Origin of the sequence: Actinomyces sp. oral taxon 849 str. F0330 (assembly GCF_000239715.1) — a bacterium.
GTDB lineage: Bacteria > Actinomycetota > Actinomycetes > Actinomycetales > Actinomycetaceae > Actinomyces > Actinomyces johnsonii.
This window is the reverse complement of record NZ_JH470361.1, coordinates 27,339-47,042: the sequence shown is the minus strand read 5'-3', so window position 1 is coordinate 47,042 and position 19,704 is coordinate 27,339. Positions and strand designations below refer to the sequence as shown.

Below are 19,704 nucleotides of genomic sequence, written 5' to 3'. Positions count from 1 at the left end.
GCTGTGCGCCGTCCTTTCCTCTGCGGGCTCGGGGATCCCCGGTCCCTGGAAGCGGTGTGAAGCGTGAGTGCGCCGCGACGGCGTCCCCTCCGATGCGGCCGGGCCCGCGGAGCCGCTAGTGCCGGAGGTCTGGGCGTGGCTGCGGTGACTGCGCACGGTGGGGTGGGCATTGCCCGCCGACGTCGCCGGTACGCCGCCGGGCACAGTGGCGGGGTCGGTCAGGTCCAGCTGGGAGGAGGCCGGAGAGGCCTGCAGGGGCGAGTCGTCGTCGGAGACAATGACTCCCTCCGGGAGGGAGTCCACCGTGGCCGCGTCCACCGAGGTGGGAACCGATGACCAGGGCACCGAATCGATGAGCGCCTGTGTGTTGCGGTCCTCCGAGGGCAGGATGCTGGAGGTATCGAAGGTGTGCGCGACCTCCGGGGCCGAGCTCGCCCCGGAGGCGAAACGGTGCCGCTCGGAGGTGAAGAGGCTCTCGCGGCGAGGAACACCGGGCTGTGACGCCGGCTCTCGCTGATCCTCGGCAGGGGCAGCAGACGAACCGGAGGACTTCTTACCGGAGCTACCGGGTTGAATCCTCCAGCGCTGGGCGTGGGCGTGTCGTGGTTCCATCGTCTGTGATGTTACGGCCTTTGTGGCTTTCGAGCGCGGGACTTGTGTCGATGGTGTCGTATCTTGCGAAGTTGAGGCCTGGTAGGTCTCGGAATCGGTCGCTGTTTTGGAGGATTCCGCTGAGGGCGTCGTCGCTTCCGGGGACTGATGGACGGCCGGGTGCCGCGATGAGGAGGGAGCGCGGGTCGACGGCGCCTCGGCCTTGTCAAGGGCATCGGAGTGCTCCGGCGCGTCCTCCACTGCTTCGAGGGTCGCGGTTTCGGCGTCCATCTGCGAGGACTGCTTCGAGGAGGGGCGGTCCGACCCGGAGGGGGCGCCGGCTGGCTTCGCGGGGGTCTGCGTACCCGTGGCCGTCCTGGTCGTTGCCGACTCCTCCGCAGCGTTCTGGGCGGGCGCTGCGGCCGAGACGGCGGACGGTGCGGCGCCGCCGGCCGAACGGTCGGTTGACGGCGCGGACTGCGCCGATCGTGTCGACTGCCTCTGTTCGGCCGACATGGCGGAGGCCTCGGTGGCGGCCAGCGCCGCGGAGGCCTGAGGGTCCATGGGGGTGGCGGAGGCCACGGCGACGGCCGCCGCGTCGACGTCGGAGACGGCAGGACTGGCGGAGGACGCCGATGCCGCCGAGGAGGACGATACAGTCGCCGCCTTGGTGGCCCTGGCCGTGGTCCTGGATATGGTTCCGGCCGTCCTGGGCGCTTGAATGACGCCATAGCCGTCGGCTGAGATCTTGCCTCTCGAGGCCGCCGAGGAGTCGTCATGTGAGCCGGCGGCCATGGCGCGGCCGGCGTGCCGGGCGGGCTGACCGGGACGGGCGGGGCGGGGCCGGCGGATCGAGGAGGAGACCGGGTCCGAGGTCGTCGGGTGCGCGGTCCCACCGCGAGATGCGACGATTCCGGCCTCGGTGGCGCTCTGGGCGCCCACAGTGGCCGTGGTGGAGTCCGCAGCCTTCCGCGTGCGTGCGGAAGCCGTCCGGGAGGTGCGTTTCGAGGCCCTTCCCGCCCTCTTATCCGCTCTCCTGTCGGCTTTCTCGGAGCGTCGGCGACGGGGCCGGGGATCGCCTTCAGAGCCGGTCTCGGGGGAGGACTGTTGAGTGGGCTCCGCCCCGGCGGCCTTCTCGGTGGGCTTGATATAGAGGGCCGCGCGCTCGGCGGCGTCCCGGGCGTCGTCGGAGGCCGGACCGCTTTGCGAGCCCGATGCGGGGCCCGCCTTGGAACCGGTCAGCGCACCGGCGGCGGACTCGGACGTGGAGGCGGCGCCCCGATCGGGCCGGTTCGCCGCCCTGGTGCGCAGCAGCGCCATCCCGGAGAGCTTGTCGTGCCAGCCGCGCCCCTCGGGGTCTGCGGCCGCTGTGCGCATGAGCGCGATAGTGCCCAGGCCGAGCGTGGTGACGCTGATGGCCAGGATGAGGTCCGCGTGGATGAAGGAGCCCAGTGGTGAGGGGGCCTGGTTGCGGGCCCCCAGCATGCGGACCTTGAGCAGCAGTCCCCCCAGGGACCAGCCGGTGGCGGCGATGGCAAGCCATCGCAGAGCGACGACCACTCCGAAGGCGATCAGTCCACTGGTCAGGACCGGGCGGCCCCCCACCTGCCAGATGAGGGTGGTCAGACCTCCGGTCAGGAGCGACCCGACGGCGAGGTCGATGACCCCGGCAACGACACGAGCCCTGATCGGGGCCGGGGCGAGCCGACGACGGGGCGGGTGCGGCTTGTCCGCAGAGGACGCCGAAGGCTCCGCGCCCCGTGTTCGGGGATCGTCCTGCGGGCCGGTCTGGACGTCGTCGGGACCGGCGGGGGTGACCGGCATCATGCCGTATGGGCTCATGATCGCGGCCTGCGAGGCGTCATCGGATGAGTGAGAGGACGTCGGTGGTCCCGCAGCGGTCGGGGCGCCGCTACGGGCGTCAAGCGTGATCGTCATGACCGCAACCTCCTGGGTCGACGTGGCCGCCTCCCGGCGGGATGGACAAGAGAGCGCGGGGACAGGCGGGCCATGACCCGCCCCAGGCGCGAGCGCTGCGCACCCATGGAGCGGACGATCGCGTCTGAGGATTCCCACAACTCACCTAGAGCGTACGTTGCGGGCTCCCCAGAGCTGAAGACCTGGGTGTCAACTGCTCCGGCGAAGCGGGGCAGATCGACCTGCGGGAAGTGCGGGGACAGCTGTGCGGCGGCCTCTCGTCGGGTGGCGCCCCATCCGGGGACCCGCCCCAGGTCACGGGCGCGGTCGAGGATCTCCTCCCAGGCCCCCAGGGCCTTGCCGACGCCTGTGCGTCCGCGCCGTCGGCTGCGTCTCCAGGCCTTCCATCCCAGGATGGAGCCCACGATCGCCGCGACGGCGAGGATGGAACCGCCGGCGACGATGACCGCGGTCGGCAGACCTCCCTTGTCGTCGTCCTGGGGATCGTCGCGCTGGGGGTCCTCGTAGTTGGGGGGCAGCTGGGCCGGGTCCTCGTTGGGCAGCGGGGGCTGTAGGACATTGGGCTCGGGGTTGGAGACCTTCTGGGTGGTCTGCTGCTGGGGCACCTGATCGCGGTCCGGGGTCACGTCGAAGGACACCCAGCCCAGGCCCTCGAAGGGTATCTCCACCCAGGCCTTGACGTCCTCACCGGTGACGGTCTTGGCGTCACCGTCGGTGGCCGGGTCGAAGCCCATGACGATGCGGGCCGGGATGTTGAGCGAACGGCACATGAGCATCATGAGAACCGAGTACTGCTCGTCGTCGCCAATGAGGGAGTCCGCCTCCACCATCGAGGCGATGCGGGCGGCCCCGTGCCCCGGCTGTGAGGGGCTCTGGGTGCCATCGGAGTAGTAGCTCGTGCGCAGGCGCTGCTGGAGCGCCCGGATCTGGGCGATGGGGTTGGACTCCGCTCCGACGATCTCCTTGGCCAGAGAGGCCACCGACGGCGGTACCTGCTCGATCGGGCCCAACGAGGTCTGTGCCATGGAGGCCTTGTTGAGCGCCGCTTCGGAAGGCGGCGTATAGGGTGCCACCCGCTCAGTGAGGACATCGCCCTCGGCCAGGCCGCTGGTGGCGATACCGGTGGAGGAGAACTTGTCGTAGTACATGCCCTCGCGCAAGGCTGACTGGCGCTGGCCGGAGGACTCGATGCGGATCGTCTCGGGCATGGTGGGGACCCAAGGGAAGCTGTAGTTCTCGATCGTCAGGGACGAGGTCTGCTTACGCCCGTCGATGCGGCTCGCCGTCAGCTGGGTCTTGTCGCCGATGCGCTCGAAGCGCGACTGGCCGTTCGCATTCTGCCCGATATGGGCCGACAGGCCGTCGTAGGAGTCCAGGGCGGCGATGCGGATGCGCCCGCCCTTGGGCAGGTTGGAGGGCTTCATGAGCCGGGTGTGGGCCTTGTCGGTCTCCAGGGTGCGCACCAGGGACAGCGGACTGGCGTACTCGGTCAGGTCAAGGGGCGGCTGGAACAGATCGCGCACCACCGTCCGGGAGGCGGGGGCGGTGGGGGTGAGGACCAGGGCGGTCAGGGAGGTGGCCAGGAGCAGGACTGCCGCGATGACCGCCCCGCGCAGGGCCGCCCGGCCGAGGTCTCCGGTGGAGCGGGCGCTGGTCGCCCCCGAGGTCGTGGAGAAGGAGCTCAGGTCCAGGGCCTCGATGACGTAGCTGCGCCGCTGCCGCAGAGAGCCGCAGGTCCACAGGGCCAGGATGCCGACGACGAACAGCGTGCCCAGCGCGGTGGGGCGCACGGCCTCTTGCCCGCCCCAGCCGATGCCGACGGCGGGCAGCAGGACCAGGCTTAGCCCCGCCAGGACCTCGCGGCCGGCCAGAATGAGGCGGGTCGCCAGCGCCGAGACGATCAGCCCGCTCAGCCACGGCAGCACCGTCATGCCGCTGAAGGAGCTCAGCGGCATCGGCACGGTCAGGGCGTCGCGCCACACGGTGACCGTGGAGGCCAGAACGGTCTTGATGGCCGTGAGCCCGGAGCCGACGTCGGTCAGCAGCCAGGGGGCCACCAGGACGTGCACCAGGGCCAGGGCGGCCATGCTCGGCAGCACCGACAGGCGCAGACGCGAGCAGACCATCGCAGTCAGGGCTCCGACGAGTGCTCCGTAGCCGACGGCCAGGCAGCCGGCGAGGGATGCGAAGACCGGCAGGAAGGGGACCGTGCCGATGGCTAGGATCCCGGCCATCAGGGTCAGCTCGAGGGCGGCGACCGCCGGTGCGGGCGGCTTGGCGCCGCGCCTGGGGGGCAGGAAGCGCCGGGCCGAGAGCGCCGGCCGGGATGGGCGCGACAGGAGCGGACCGGCCCCGGTGATCGACCGGGCCGGTCGGGTCGTCTCGGTGCTGTAGAGGCTGCGAGTACGCGACGACGTCGCCGTCGACCAGGAGGAGGCGGACTCGGGCGAGCGCGCGGAGGGCCGCTCCGCACCCCGCAAGGGGGCCTCGGCGGGGGACGGCGCCCCGGCGGGGGAGCTGGAGAGCGGAGAGTCCGCGGTGCGCGGCGGCAAGGTGGTCGAGGTCGTCGTGGGGGTCATAGTGCTCGCCTCAGGGCGGTGGGAAGCTGCTCAAGACGGTCCATGTCCACAACCGGCATCGTTCCGGCGTGGTGACGCGACAGGCCGTGCTGGCCTGCACGCAGAGTGACGGCCACCATGGACAGGGGGGCGAAGCCGCGGGCCCGGGCCAGGGTGGCGCGGTCGACCTGCTGACCGGTGACAAGGACGACGATAGAGGCCTCGGGGTGCGCCGTACAGGCGTGTCGCACCAGGAGGTCGCAGCTGATGTCGTCCTCACCGGTGCTCAGCAGACAGGACGTGTCCAGCATCCGCAGGGCCGAGGAGACGGGCAGGGCGCCGATCTGAGTGATGAAGCGGACCTCGCGCCCGTCCTGGATCGCGTCCATGGTCAGAGAGCAGGCGATGGACACCGCGGTCTCGAAGTCCTCCTCGCCGGCGTAGTCGTCCTGGCGGGTGGACAGCAGGACGAGCAGACTGGAGCGGCGCGTCTCCTCGAACTGACGGACCATGAGCTTGCCGGTGCGCGCGGTGGTGCGCCAGTGGACGTTGCGCCGATCATCTCCGGGAACGTAGTCGCGCAGGGCGTGGAAGGCGACGTCGGAGCTGGACAGGTCCTGGGTGACGGCGCCCTCGATGTCGCGTAGGACGCCGTGCAGGACGGTGCCCAGGCGCAGAGTGCGCGGGTGGATGTGGATGTGCTGCGGTGTGGTCAGGGAACGCTCGCGCTGAAGCAGTCCCACCGGGTCGCGCTGAACCGCCAGGACCGGGCCCACGGTGACGATGCCGCGGCGCTGGGTGGGCAGAACGAATCCGCGCTCGTGGATGGCCCGGGGAGTCAGGGTGGGGACGACGAAGACGGCGCGTCCGGGCCCCACAGGCATCTCCATGCGCGAGGGCAGCAGTGGCCGGGTGCGGGGGTTGGTGACGGTCAGCCGGATGAGGGCGTGGTCGCCCACAGTGACACGGGACTCGAGCAGGTTGTGGTTGACCGAGTACCCGCCGCGGGGAATGAGCCACAGCCAGGCGCTCGCCACGACGATGCCGACGACGATGGCGGCGCTCCAGGCCTCCTGCCAGCCCATGACGGCACCGGTCAGTCCACAGGCCGTCAGTAGTGCCGCACTGCCCCATCCGATCGGGGTGATGGTGTGCAGCAGCCAGCGCAGTGGCCGCAGCAGTACTGCGACGGCGTCGATCAGCCGGGACCGCGCCGGCCTGGCGGCCAGGGCGGCGCTCGCCGATGCCGATGACGCAGCGGATGCCGGGGACGCTGACGCTCCCGGGGACTTCGGTGAGGCTGCGGCGGAGGCGGCGGATGCGCCGGTCCTGCCCGCGGACCCCGGGCGGGCCTGGCGGGCAGAGGTCTGCGACGTCGTCTGAGTCGGCATGCGGCTCAATCGCGGGTCGTGGGCGCGGGGACCTGGCCCAGGGCGGCGGTGATGACGCCGGAGGCGGTGGCTCCGGTGAACTCGGCATCGGGGTCCATGACCAGACGGTGGGCCCACACGACCTCGGCGAGGTCCTTGACGTCGTCGGGCAGGACGAAGTTGCGGCCCTGAGCGGCGGCCCAGACACGGGCGGCCCGAGCCATGCCGATGGCGCCGCGCGTGGACACCCCCATGCGGGTCTCCTCGGCGTCCCGCGTGGCCTCGACCAGGGCGCCGATGTAGTCCAGCACCGAGTTCTCGATGTGGTTGGTGGCGGCCAGGTCGGCCATGGATGCCACGACGGAGGAGGCCACCACCGCGGACAGGTTCTTGGAGCGATCCGGGTGGGCCGAGCTGGACAGGATCCGTGTGAGCGCCTCCCGGCCCGGGTAGCCCACGGAGGCCTTCATGAGGAATCGGTCCAGCTGGGCCTCGGGCAGGCGGTAGGTACCGGCCTGCTCGATGGGGTTCTGGGTGGCGATGACCATGAAGGGACGCTCGGTCGTGTGGCGCACGCCGTCGACCGTCACCTGGGACTCCTCCATAACCTCCAGGAGGGCCGACTGGGTCTTGGGGCTGGCCCGGTTGATCTCGTCGGCCAGGACGATCGAGGAGAAGATCGGGCCGGCGTGGAAGTCCCATGAGCCGGTCTTCTGGTCGTAGATCGTCACACCCGTGATGTCGCTGGGCAGCAGATCGGGGGTGAACTGGATGCGCGAGTGCGTCCCCTGCACCGAGGCGGCCAGGGCCCGGGCCAGGGCCGTCTTACCGGTGCCGGGGGCGTCCTCGAGCAGGAGGTGCCCCTCGGAGAGCATGGTGGTCAGGGCGAGCTTGATCACGTCGTCCTTGTCGAGCAGCGCCTGACCGACGTTGTTGACAATGGTGGAGAAGGCGTCAGCGAACCATGTCGCGTTCTCGGGGGTCATCGGCATGGAATCAATGATCCTTCGGGTGGAGAGGGGTGAGTGTGTGAGTTGTTGCGTAGCGAGCATCGATCCGGTCACTGATCCGGTCACTGCTGGGTGCAGGTCACGGACTCGTTCCAGTTGGGTGTCCGGTGGGGGAACTTGTGCCGGGCGTACCCGTTCTTATCGAGAGTGATCTCCTCCTCGTTCCAGGCGGGCTGCCAGTCCCAAGTGTCCCAGTACCAGTATCCACAGGACAGGGTGCTCTTGGGGTTGCCGTACAGGTCGACAACCATCTCGTAGCAGCGGCCCCAGGGGCCAAATCCCCGTGGTGAGCAGGTCTGGGTGTAGTCGATGGTGAAGGTCTGCTTGGTGCCGACCGGGACGTTGCCCCTGTCGTCGTCATCATCATCGTCGCCGTCGTCCTGCTTGGGCGGCCTGGTCACGGTGTCGCAGCCCCACTCCGAGGTACCGGCGTTGTTCTTGGCGCGTACGCACCAGGTGCGTGACTCGCCGCGCTTGAGCTTGCTTCCGTAGGTTTCGCCGACTTCGATGCTATCGACGGTTTTGCCGCCGTTCTCAGTCTGCTCATAGCTGGTGCCCGCCCCGTTGTTGGCCCCGGGCGTCCAGGAGCACTCGACCTTCTTCTGCTTCTTGCCGGTGAGCTCGCAGCTGACCGAGGGCGCCGACGGCGGGCCGTAGGGCGCCACCGGCGAGGAGGCGACGACGTCGGAGTACTGTCCGCCGCCGTTGGCCCGGGCGTAGACCGTGTAGGCCTGCCCGTCTGTCAGGCCCCGGATGGTCGAGGAGCTGGTCCAGTTGACCTGGTCGACCGAGTACTCCACCGACAGATCGCCCACGCTCCAGCCGTTGCCGGCTCGGGGCGAGGCGTTCACGGACAGCTCGCCGCTGTTGCCGGTGGCCTTGACGACGGGGGTCGAGGGGGCCAGCGGGGTCGACTTGTAGGTGTAGCTGGCCTGGGCCGAGGTCTTGGACCCGTGGCCGTTGTCCGCCACGACCCAGAAGGTCCAGGTGCCGGGAGACAGCGAGACGCTGGTGGAGGTGGCGCCCCCGACGCTCTTGGAGTCGCTCGTGTTGCCGTTGGAGTAGTGGAGCGTGTAGCTGACGGAACTGCCGTTGCCGTTGGCCGCCTGCCAGCTGACGGCGACGGTCTCCCCGTTGGGGGTGATGACGGGCGTTCCGGGCGTTCCGGGCTCGCCATAGGGCGTCACCGAGTTGGACGGGGAGGACCAGTCCGAAACGGTCCCCTGGCTCGACTTGGCGCGCACCTGGGCGGTGTAGGCCCGTCCCGGGGCGACGTCGATGGACGTCGAACCCCCGGTCAGGCCCGTGAGCACCGTCCCGTCCGACAGGCGCACGTCATAGCTCAACGCGCCCCCGAAGGGGTCGTCCACCTCGGACCAGCGCACGATGAGGCTCCCCGCGCCGGCCGTCAGCATGGGCGCGGCCGGCGTCTTGGCCGTGGCATTGTGCTGGTAGGACATCGATGCGGCACTGGAGTCGCCGTACTTGTTGGTGGCCACCACCTGGATGTTGTAGGTCTGACCGGGCACCAGGTTGTTGATGAGGCAGTTCGAGGTCGTGCAGGTCTGCTCGACGCCGTCGACACTCACCTTGTAACCGGTGATGGGGGAGCCATTGGCGGAGCCATCGGTCCAGGACACGCGCGCCGAGGTGGCCCCCGCCGGCGCCACGGTCAGCCCGGAGGGGGCTGTGGGCGCCACGCCGCCGACCTGCACCGTGATCGTGCCGGTGACGGCCCGTGACTCGGAGCCGGTGGAGTCCAGCACCTTGTACTGGGCGGTGATAGTGCCGTGGAAGCCGGCGTTCGGGGTGATGGTAACCGTGGTGCCGGAAGCGCTCACCGTTCCCTCACCGGAGGTGATCGTCGGGGTACCGGACAGGGTGATCGGCTTGTCCGGGAAGGGATTGCTCACCGCCGCGGATACGTCGGTACTCACCGCCTCGCCGTTGCGGGACTCCAGGTTGATCGGAGCCGTGGTCATGAGCGGCTTGGTGGAGGCGCTGACCCGCACGGGCAGGGAGGCGCTGACCGGCGGGTTGACGCCGTCGGAGACGGTGATCGGAACTGAGCCGGTGGTGCCCTCGGTGGCCTTGTCGGCGGCCTTGACGGACAGCGTCGAGCCGCTCAGGGAGATATCGAAGCCCTTCGGGGCGGGGCCGGCCTGGAAGGAGAGCTTGTCGCTCGGGTCCGGGTCGGTGGTCATGGCCGCCAGATTGGCCGTGACGGCTCCCTCTCCGGGTGCCACCGTCACCTCGGTGGGGGTGAATGTCGGCGGCTTGTTCGTCGAGGAATCCACAACGATCGGCAGCGTGAGCGTGGCGCTCAGCGCGTCCGAGCCGGTGCCGTCGGCCACGGTGAAGGTCACCGAGGTCTGACCGTTGAAGCCCGACTCGGGCGTGAAGGACAGCCCCGTCCCGCTCGAGGTGATCTTGGCGTCCTTGGTGCCCTTGGCCATGTGGATGGACGAGGCGTCCGGGATGACGGGCTTGGTTCCCTCACGGGTGAGGATGTAGGAGGACAGGTTGATATCCGTGGTCTTGTCCGCCAGAACGTGGGCGGGCACGGCCGAGGGGTTGATACGGGGCCGCAGGGCGGACCGGGCGGGAACCACGACGACGGCGTGACCGGTCAGTCCGTCGGCATCGGTGATCGTGTAGAGCACGAGCCGCTGGGTCTCGCCCACCGTGAGGCTGATGGAGTCCTTGCCCACCTCGACGTCGGGGTCGGAGGAGGAGAGCTTGAGGTCCCACGGCGAGCCGTCGGTGTCCTTGTCGTTGTCCAGAACCGGGATGGTCACCTTGCCGTTGGCGTCGACCTGGTCGACGGTGACGTAGTCGTCCACGCCCACCGGGTTGGCCAGGGGGGCGTTACTGGAGACCTGGACGGTGACGGTGCCCGTGTCGGTGCCGCCGCGCCCGTCGGAGACGGTGTAAGTGACCGAGTGGTTGCCCTCTTTGTCCGGCAGGTTGAGCACCAGGCGTCCGGCACGGGTGGATACGCCCAACGACGGGTCGCTGGAGACCGGGTCGCCCTCCAGGGACAGGGTGTCGCCGTCGGTGTCCAAGTCGTTGGACAGGACGTCCACGGCCACGGTGCGTCCCGGTTTGGCCACGACCAGGTCGTCTGTGGCCACCGGGGCCACGTTGACCGGGGAGGCCTGGGCGACGCCCACGCGGACCGTGCCGGTGGACTGGGCCCCGAAGCGGTCTTCGACGACGTAGGTGAAGGTGTCGGTGCCGGTGGCGCCTTCGGCGGGCTTGTAGGTGAGCCACGAGGAGTTGACCTCCACCGAGCCCAGGGAGGGGGCCTGGTTGAGGCCCACGAGGCTCACCGAGTCGCCGTCGGGGTCGATGCCATCCAGGGGCACGGTGATGTTCGTGGCCGAGCCGGCCAGGGTACGGGCCTCGAGGTTTTGCGGCGAGGGCGCGGAGTTGTGCTCGGTGTCCTGCGCGCGCACCTCCACGGTGAGGACACCTGAAGCGGTCTGCCCCTGATCGTCCTTGGCCGTGTAGGCGTAGGAGGTGCGTCCGGGCTGGTCGCCGGCGCGGAAGCGAACGGTGTTCTCGCTGACCCAGGCGGTGCCCAGCTCGTCGCCGACGAGGCTGACCTGAGAGTCCACCGACAGGTTGAGCCCCGAGGGGGAGGTGTCGTTATCCAGAACCTTGGCGGTGACGACGTCGCCGGCTCGCACGACGGCGGTGTCGTTGGTGACCACCGGCGGCTGGGGCTGGGACTGCGTCACGGGGACGATCGCGACCTTCCCGGTGGTGGAGGAGGTGCCGTTGGTGACGGTGTAGTCGACTGTCAGATTGGCCGGGACCGTACTGGCCGCGGTGATCTGCAGCAGGGAGTGGTCCACGACCGTGACGGTGACCCCGGAGTCCGGCGGAGTGCTCACCGACTGCAGGACCAGGATCCCTCCGGAGGGGTCGAAGTCGTTGTTAAGTGGGGCAATGGTCGTCGAGCCACCGTTGCGCAGCAGGGCGGTGTCGTTCTCGGCCTCGGGCGGTACCGTGGCGTCGGCCTTGGGGGTGACGTCCACGCGCACGATCCCCTGAGCCGTATTGGCCCCGTCCATGACGTCGTAAGTGAGGTAGTAGGTCTGGGCCTGGGCGTTCGCTTCGGTGGAGAAGGTGAAGACGCCCGCCTGCTGGTCGATATCGATCGAGGTCCCGGCCGGGGCGTCCTGGACCGCGGCCAGGCGCAGGGTCCCCCCGGAGGGGGAGGTGTCGTTGTCCAGAGGCGAGACGACGGCTTTGGTGCCGGCGACGACGCGCACGTGGTCGGCGTTGGCGATCGGCTTGGCCGACTGGGCCGGCTGCACATCGACCTTGACCACGCCGGAGGTGGTCTCCCGGCCGTCGGAGACGGTGACGGTCAGATCCCGGGAACCGGTGCCGGCGCCGAGCTCGCGCACCGAGACGGTGCCCTCGTTGGAGACCTTGACGTCCATCCCCTCGCCCTGGGCGGAGACCAGGTAGAGGTCGTCCCCGTCGGGGTCGAGCCAATGGCCCAGCACGTCCAGGGAACCGGAGGCGCCCTCGGCGACGGTGAGGGTCGGCGTGGTGATCTGGTTGGGGGCGGCGTTGACCTCCCAGCCGTGGACGTCCACGGTGGCAACGGCGGAGTCGCTCATGCCACGGCCGTCGTCGGCCGTGTAGGGCACGGAATAGCCGCCGGTGGCGTTGTCAGGGATGTCCATGCGCAGGGCCAGCCCTCCCTGGGCCTTGGTGGCGGCCAGCGAACCGCCGTTGTCCTGCGGAGTCGCCGTGAGGACGTCCCCGTCGGGGTCGGAGTCGTTGGCCAGGACGGGCAGGAGCGCCGAGCGGCCCGGGCGCACGCCGAAGCTGTCGTCGACAGCCTTGGGGGCGTGGTTCTCCTCGGTGCGCTCCGGAGGCGTCTGGGACTCCGAGGTGTTGGCGGAGTCGTCCTTCTGATTGGCGTTGTCATCGGTCTGGGCGGTCTTGTCCGTCCAGTCGTCGATGAGGACGAGGTCGTTGTTGGGCAGCCACACCGAGCCCGACTCCAGGTCGTTGAGCACGATGGCATCGCGGTTGACCCGGAAGATCGGGGCGGAGGAGGAGGCGAGTTTGTCGTCGTGGATGGTGTCGGTCCCGCCGAACAGGCCCGAGCAGCTGCGCACGAACTGGCCCGAACCGGACCAGGCGGCGTAGACGCACTTGCCCAGGCGCACCGGCTGGGCCGCGACGCCCTCGGGTGCCGGATCCTCCTTGGCTGACGGCGTTTTGGTGACCTTGCCACCGTCGAGGGGGACGGAGATGAGCTCGTTGCGGGAGGCGACCAGGACCGAGTCGGCCTCGGGGCCGGGCTGCTGGAGGGCCAGCCCGGCGGCGCCCAGGTTGACGGTCTTGCCCTCGGGCAGGTGGAGGATTCCGGTGGAGCGCTCGAGGACCACGGGCTTGTCGCCGACGGCGGTGATGGCCAGGTCGGTGCCGGAGGTCAGTGTCAGGGAGGTGTTGGTGGCCTCCTTCCAGCCCTTGTCGTCGGCCTCCAAGGAGACCAGGGATTTGCTGGTGGCCGAGGCCGCGTGGATCGCGCCGTCCTTGCCGACGACGGCCACGACGTCGGGCATGCCGGTGACCACCGGGGCGGCGGAGGCCAGGGAACCGGCCGCCTTGGCCTTGGAGGCCCGGATGGTGCCTTGGACCTTGTCGACGGCGATGGCCCGGTCGCCGCCCTGGGCGACCGTCACGCCCTTGGTGAGCTGGGTGCGTCCGGAGAAGGAGACCTGGGAGGGGTCGACTGAGGAGACCGAGGCGTCGCCGGAGTCGGGGACCAGGATGTCCTCGGCGTTCTGGGTGACGTCGAAGGAGGATGAGGAGGTGCGGATCGTGCCGTCGACCTCGCGGGAGGGGTAGTTGAGGCGGGCCACGAGGTGGTTGGTGGTGGAGGTGACCCACACGCCGCCGTCGTTGAGGTGCAGATCGGCCTGAGCCACGCCCTCGTGAAGCCAGGCGGCCGTTCCCAGGGCGGTCACGCATAGGACCGCCGCCAGGGAGGACAAGCGCCTGCGCAGCCGCTGACGCTGCGCGCGCGACTGGGGGATGCGGAAGGTCGCAGCCAGGCGGGAGGTGGTGGTTCCGGAGGTGAGTCCCGACCCCGTGTCCTGTCCGTCACCGGCCGATGCGGAGCCCTTGGCGTTCCGGGTGCTCGTGACCCGCCGCCGGGGGCGCAGGGCGCTCGCGGCGCGGGCGAGGAGACCGGGACGGTCCGTGGCGGACTGAGCGGACTGAGCGGGCTGATCGGTGCTGGAGTCGGATCGGTTGCCTCCGCCGTCGCCGGCACCGGGGGCGGCGGAGGCGGAGTCGATGCTGCTCGACGGGTTGTCGGGCGCTTCGAAGTCATTACGTGAAGTGGTCACTTGGCCCCTTGGGGACTGCGGGAGGCGACCTCCTGGACGAGGGTGCGTCGCAGCATCGTCGAGGAGGTGGTGGGTGTGTAGGGCAGGTAGATCACGGAGGCGCCGACCTCCGCCATCTCGGCCTCGAGGCGGCGGCCCTTGTCCGTGCCCTCCCAGTCGGTGCCCTTGAACAGCACGTCGAAGGGAGAGCGTTTCCAGGCCAGGCGCTTGTCCTGGTCATAGTCGGGGACCACGGAGTCCACCATGCGTAGGGCGGCCACCATGGCCATGCGCTCGGCCAGGGGCACGATGGGGCCGCGCCCCTTCATCCTTTCCAGGGATTCGTCGGTGGCGACTCCCGCGATGAGGCGGTCGCAGCGCTTGGCCGCCTCGGTGAGGATGTTGAGGTGTCCCACGTGCAGCATGTCGAAACCGCCCGGGACGTAGCCGGTGATCATCAGTAGGCTCCCTTTCCGCCGATAACCGCGCGCAGCGTTCCGGCGAAGATCTTCGCGTCCAGGGCTCCGCCCCGGTTCTCCACGTAGTGGCGGTCCAGGGCAACGGTGGAGGCCCAGGACAGATCCGAACGTCCGGAGATCTGCCACAGGCCGGTCAGCCCGGGCTTGACCAGGAGACGACGCAGTGCCTCGGCGTCGTACTTGGCGACCTCGACGGGAAGTGCGGGGCGGGGCCCCACCAGGCTCATGTCCCCGCCGCACGACATTGATGAGCTGGGGCAGCTCGTCGATCGACAGGCGGCGGATCCAGCGGCCCACGTGGGTGATGCGCGGGTCCTGGCGGTCCTTGAACATGACCTCGTTGCCGGCGTCGCCGCCGGCCTTGACCACCGATGCGCGGCGGGCGTCGGAGTCGATGTACATGGAGCGGAACTTCCACATGGTGAAGGGCTTGCCGTTCTGACCCACGCGGGTCTGGGTGTAGAAGACCGGTCCGGGGGAGTCGATGCGGATCGCGACCGCGGTGGCCGCCAGCAGCGGCGAGATGAGTGCCAGCCCGATGGCGCCCGCCAGACGGTCGAACAGGGCCTTGCCCAGGGCGCGGGTGCGGCGGGTCTTGATGGCGATGAGGCCGGTCCAACCATGGGTGACGGTCAAGGCCCTCATGCGCCCGGGCACGACGTCCTGCAGACCGGGGGCGACGACGAGGCGCACCTGGGTGTTCTCCAGCCCTCGCATGAGGGTGACCAGATCCTCCGGGGTCACCGATCCGATCGTCATGACGGCGTCGATGCGCTCGGCGTGCAGGGTCTGGGCGATGTGGTGGGGGCTGCGCACCGGCTCGGCCGAGTGGAAGGCCCGGTCCTGCCCGGAGGACAGGTAGCCCACGATGAGGAAGCCGTCCATAGGGTGGCGGCGGAGCTGAGTGAGCATGGGCTGGGCGCCCGAGCCCATGACGATGAGGGTGCGGCGCAGCGCGTGGCCCTCGAGGCGACGGCGCCGCAGCCAACCGGACTCGATGGAGCGTCCGGTGATGGCCAGGAGGAGCTGGACCGCCAGGGCGGTCAACAGGGTGGTCCGGGCGACACCGGAGAGGTCAGCCAGCAGCAGGGCGACCGGGAGGCTCACGGCGGCAGCGGCGACGAAACGGCCCGTGCCTGGACCGGCCTGCTCGACGGCGTCGATACCGAGAGCGCCCAAGAACCAGGCGATGAGCACCATCGTGGTGCCCACGGTGGCCGCGGACCAGACCAGTGACAGGTGGCCGCCCAGGAGAGCGGCCCAGGTGGGGGCAGCGATGGCGAAGAGGTCGGACAGGACGAGCCAGATGATGAGGTCGCGGCGCGTGCGCGCCCAGGGACTGCGCGGAGCGGTGGAGGTGGCGTCGGCTGCTGCTGTCGAGGGACGCCGGTGCTGCTCGCGCTGGGGCAGTGTCAGGGTCGAACTAGACAAGGTGGACTCCGCAGGGATGATCGAGGGTGGGCGATTAACTGGTTGAGTAGTGCTGACGGGACGTCGCGAACAGCAGCAGTTTTAGAATGCTACTAACTCTGGGCGCCGTTATTTGTGGGAAGTGGCCAAGATCGCAGGGATGGACTGGGGGGTCGTCGTGCGTTTGGGATGACTCTATGTTACGGGTGCGCAACGAAACGATGGTGCCAATACACTTATGAGGGACCTTTCAGGGTTCTCCCAGAAACCGCCGTTCTCCCTGGTGGGGGCGGGTTTGCTGGGGTTGTGCCAAGGGGGGTGGGTGGGGGTCGGTCAATGTCACAAGTTGATAAACAAAAGATAGCAGGTTGCTGATGATTATGCGTCTACTCTCGTGCCTGTCTTTCGGACCTTCCCCGATACCGGTTTGTGACCTTCCTACAACATCAGGAGTGCGATGTGACCCAGTCGAGTTCATCGGCGCCCGCGCCGTCCTCTCCGGCGTGCGCCGCCCCCGCAGATGCTGCCGCCAGCGGGCTACCTGCGGATATGGCTGACACCGCAAGCCGTTCCGCGGCTGAGGGGGGCGCGGCGCCGGCGTCTGCGCCGGCCTCTCGGCGCTCGCCGCTGCGGCGACTCGTCGGGACTCTGCGGCGGGGATCGTCGTCGGGGGCCAGCTGGTCGTCTGTGGGAACCACAGCCATCGCCAAGGTCGTGGTCATGGGGATCTCCGGCGTCTTCGGCCTGGTCAACACCAGTCTCATCATCAGGCACTTCGGGGCCGACGCCTTCGCCCAGTACGGCTTGCTGGCCACCTTCCCCACCCTCATGCCCTTCACCGATCTGGGGATCGGAGCCGTCATTCTCAACACGGTGGCCGGCTCGGCCGACCCGGCCCATGACTCGACCGTGCGGCGCACGATCACCACCGCCATCCGGGTGCTGCTCGGCTCCGCCCTGGTCATCAGCACGGTCGGCATCGTCCTCATGCTGCTGGGGGCCTGGCCATGGTTGCTGGGCGGCAAGCTCATGGAGGGGGGCGGGCTCACCGCCACCGTCTGCCTCATCATCTACGCCGCGGCCCTGCCGCTGTCCGTGGGGCAGCGCGTCATCATCGGCCTGGGGCGCTCTGCCACGCAGATCATCAGCCAGGGAGTCGTCTCCCCGGCCATGTCCTGCTTCCTGCTGCTGGCCATCGTCACCGGCCTGGGACGCGGCAACGCCGTGTCCATCTACTCCTACATCGCCAACGCGCTGGTCTCGGTCATCTGCATCGTCGTCGCCTGGCGCGCCACCCGCCCCTTGTTCTCCGGCGCCGTCCGGGACGTGCCGCGGCTGCGCGGCGCGAGGGGCGTGCGCATCGTCAACACCGCGGGCCCCCAGCTCCTCCAGTCCCTGGCCATTCCGATCGCCTTCCAGACCGACCGGCTCCTCCTGTCCCACCTGGGTCAGTCGCAGGCCCTGGCCGAGTACAACCTGGCCAACAACCTGTTCAACATGCTGACCCAGACCGTCATGGCGGCAGGAGTGGCCATGTGGCCAATGTTCGCCCGAGCCCGGGCCGACAAGCGCATCGAGAGCCCCTTCAAACCGGCGATGCTCTTTAGCGGAGGAGGCTTCCTTCTGGCTCTCGCCCTGGTGGCCGTCACCCCCTGGGCCGCCCGGATCATGTCCCATGGCAAGATCGTCCTGCCCACGGTCCTCGTGTGGGCCTTCGCCGTCTATGTCGCCGTCGAGGCTGCCAAGCAGCCGCTGGGCATGTACATGACCGACCCCCGCGGGCTGCAGTTCCAGGTGATCCCGGTACTCGTCCTGGTGCCGATGAACTTCGCCATCTCCTGGGCTCTCATTGGGCGCTTCGATGCGGCAGGCCCTATTCTGGGGTCGGTGATCTCGGTGATCCTGTGCCAGATCATCCCGTACGCCTGGTGGGTTCGCCGGGACGTGGCCCGACGGCGTCGCGAGCCGGCCGAGCAGCGGGCGCAGGAGGCAGGGCGGTGACCCCGTGCCCGCCGACCGGCGGCTCCGAGCTGCTCCCGCGGTCCGCGCGCCGGTGCCATCCCGAGTCTCCTCGACCGCTCCCCGACCTCCCTTGACTCCCCTCCCCGCCGTTCCTCACCGTTCACCATCCCGGCCTGGTTCCACGGGCCCCATCCGAGGAGATGCCTCATGAGCTCCCCTGTCAGTTCCCCCACCATCGCCGAGAACATCAGGGCCCTGTCCCGCGCCCAGAAGTCCAAGGCCGGCGCCCCCCTCTATTCCCGCGTCATCAACCGCCCCGCAGGGCGGGTCCTGGCCGCGATCGCCCACCGGCTGGGCGCGACCCCGGACCAGGTCACGGTGCTCTCGGCGCTGTGCACCTACACCGGCATCGCCCTCATCGCCCTGTGGCGTCCCGCAGTCGTGTCCACTGTGGCGACCGCCCTTCTGCTCATGCTCGGATATGCTCTCGACGCCGCCGATGGCCAGTTGGCAAGATTGCGCAACGGGGGTTCAAAAGCCGGCGAATGGCTTGACCATGTTGCCGATGTCATCAAGTTATCGACAATTCACGGAGCCATTGCGATCTCTCTTTTCCGGTTTACGGATCTGCCTCCCTCGATCCTGCTTATTCCTCTTGCCTTCGGGGCGGTCCAAAATATCCATTTCTTCAGTTACATCCTGACCTATCAACTGCGTTATCACGGCGGTATTCCCATGGCCAAGGATGAGGCTCGACCGGGCATCATCAAGTCGGTCCTGTCCGCCCCCACGGATTACGGCCTCATGTGCTTCGTGCTCATGACCCGCTTCGCCCCGACGGTCTTCCTGTGGATCTACGGCGTCATGCTCGTGGGGTACGCGGGCTACGTGGTCTTGGCACTGCCCAAGTGGTACCGCGACCTGCGGCGCGACGCCCGGTAGCCCGCCGACGCCCGCCGTCGAGCCTCGGGAATCCTCTGCGGCCGGCTGGCGGGCCTTCAATGTGACGGCCGTTTCAGTAACTCCCCTCCAACAACCTTCGCTTAAGGAATCTTATGGCTCTGATTACTGGTCACAAGGCGCTACTGGTCTATACCGGGCGCAGGGACGGTCTGGGCAACCGTGTGCGCGCGCTGCTGTCCGCCCAGGAGCTCGCCCGGGTCGAAAATCGAGACCTCTACTACGTGTGGAGCACCGATGAGTACTTCGGCCCCCGCATGGATGAGCTGTGGCACTTCCAAGGGGGCACCTCGGTTTCGCGCCTGGTCTCCAGAGCGCTCATTCCCCTAGCCCGATACCGCCCGCCCAAGGGCGTCCAGGTGACGCCCGCGCTGCGCCGTGCTCACCTGTGGCAGATCCACTCCCATGGCCTGCCCATCACCTGGCAGGACCCGGCATGGACGCAGGACGGGGTGGACGCCGGGCCGCGTCCCTGGACCGAGCTGCTGCGCGAGCTCACCCCCGTCGACGAGATCGCCGATCAGGTGCGCTCCATCTACGACACCCACCTGCGCGGCCGCCCCTATGTGGGCGTCCAAGTGCGTACCCACGCGGTCTCCCACGCCAAGACCATCGAGTCCTCGCCGGTGGAGTGGTTTGCGAACCGGATGCGCCAGATCCGCGCCGACCACCCCGACGTCCCCTTCTTCCTGTCCTGCGACACCCCCGAGGCCCAGGAGCAACTGGCTGGCGAGTTCGACGGCTGCGTCTTCCTGACCGACAAGGGCGGCTACAACACCACCACCGGCGTGCGCTCGGGACTGGTTGACCTCTACCTGCTGGCCAGCTCCCAGCATCTCATCGGGGCCTCCTTCTCCAGCTTCGTGGAGATGGCCGTTTTCCTGTGCGACGGCGTTGTGCCCTTCGAGAGGCCCGATCAGCCCCTCGAGGGCGACTTCAGCCTGTCCCTGGGGCTGGCCGAGGACCCCCTGCGCCCCGCCCGGCGATAGTACCCGGCCGAGCCGGGCATCTTTCGCGCAGCCCTACGGTTTTTCTGTAGGGCTACGCGAAATCTGTCGGTCTCG

General features: G+C 69.1%; 9 protein-coding genes and 1 pseudogene. 3 read left to right on the top strand and 7 right to left on the bottom strand.

Going from position 1 to position 19,704, the window contains the following annotated elements; translation table 11 throughout:
- The 7 genes and pseudogenes from HMPREF0975_RS15145 to HMPREF0975_RS17215 all read right to left on the bottom strand — a co-directional run.
- Positions 1-2,529, bottom strand: a 2,529-nt coding sequence (locus HMPREF0975_RS15145; RefSeq protein ID WP_009234743.1) for an RDD family protein, incomplete at its 3' end; no start/stop codon positions are given.
- Positions 2,526-5,108, bottom strand: coding sequence for a transglutaminase-like domain-containing protein (locus HMPREF0975_RS13390; protein ID WP_009234742.1), 2,583 nt, complete (start codon positions 5,106-5,108; stop codon positions 2,526-2,528). The genes HMPREF0975_RS13390 and HMPREF0975_RS15145, both read right to left, overlap by 4 nt.
- The gene (locus HMPREF0975_RS13385) at positions 5,105-6,478 is read right to left on the bottom strand and encodes a DUF58 domain-containing protein (RefSeq protein ID WP_009234741.1); all 1,374 of its coding nucleotides are present in this window, start codon (positions 6,476-6,478) and stop codon (positions 5,105-5,107) included. The genes HMPREF0975_RS13390 and HMPREF0975_RS13385 overlap by 4 nt, the downstream gene beginning before the upstream one ends.
- 5 nt (positions 6,479-6,483) lie before the next feature.
- The gene (locus HMPREF0975_RS13380; protein WP_009234740.1) at positions 6,484-7,449 is read right to left on the bottom strand and encodes an AAA family ATPase; all 966 of its coding nucleotides are present in this window, start codon (positions 7,447-7,449) and stop codon (positions 6,484-6,486) included.
- A gap of 80 nt (positions 7,450-7,529) precedes the next feature.
- Positions 7,530-13,850 (bottom strand): Ig-like domain-containing protein, encoded by a 6,321-nt coding sequence (locus HMPREF0975_RS13375; protein WP_009234739.1) that lies wholly within the window; start codon positions 13,848-13,850, stop codon positions 7,530-7,532.
- Positions 13,847-14,287 carry an adenylyltransferase/cytidyltransferase family protein gene (locus HMPREF0975_RS13370; RefSeq protein WP_021606967.1) on the bottom strand — a complete coding sequence of 147 codons (441 nt, stop codon included), beginning with the start codon at positions 14,285-14,287 and terminating at the stop codon, positions 13,847-13,849. Before HMPREF0975_RS13370 ends, HMPREF0975_RS13375 begins: the two co-directional genes overlap by 4 nt.
- Positions 14,287-15,739 (bottom strand): annotated as a pseudogene (locus HMPREF0975_RS17215) (sugar transferase). The gene HMPREF0975_RS13370 and the pseudogene HMPREF0975_RS17215 overlap by 1 nt, the downstream one beginning before the upstream one ends.
- Positions 15,740-16,438: 699 nt before the next feature.
- On the opposite strand from HMPREF0975_RS17215, the gene HMPREF0975_RS13360 reads away from it, so the two are divergent.
- The 3 genes from HMPREF0975_RS13360 to HMPREF0975_RS13350 all read left to right on the top strand — a co-directional run bounded on the left by HMPREF0975_RS13360 (position 16,439) and on the right by HMPREF0975_RS13350 (position 19,629).
- Positions 16,439-17,719 (top strand): oligosaccharide flippase family protein, encoded by a 1,281-nt coding sequence (locus HMPREF0975_RS13360; RefSeq protein WP_034472244.1) that lies wholly within the window; start codon positions 16,439-16,441, stop codon positions 17,717-17,719.
- A 168-nt stretch (positions 17,720-17,887) separates the two neighbouring features.
- Positions 17,888-18,622, top strand: coding sequence for a CDP-alcohol phosphatidyltransferase family protein (locus HMPREF0975_RS13355; RefSeq protein ID WP_009234736.1), 735 nt, complete (start codon positions 17,888-17,890; stop codon positions 18,620-18,622).
- Between the two features lie 113 nt (positions 18,623-18,735).
- Positions 18,736-19,629 (top strand): hypothetical protein, encoded by an 894-nt coding sequence (locus HMPREF0975_RS13350; protein ID WP_009234735.1) that lies wholly within the window; start codon positions 18,736-18,738, stop codon positions 19,627-19,629.
- Positions 19,630-19,704: the final 75 nt, after the last annotated feature.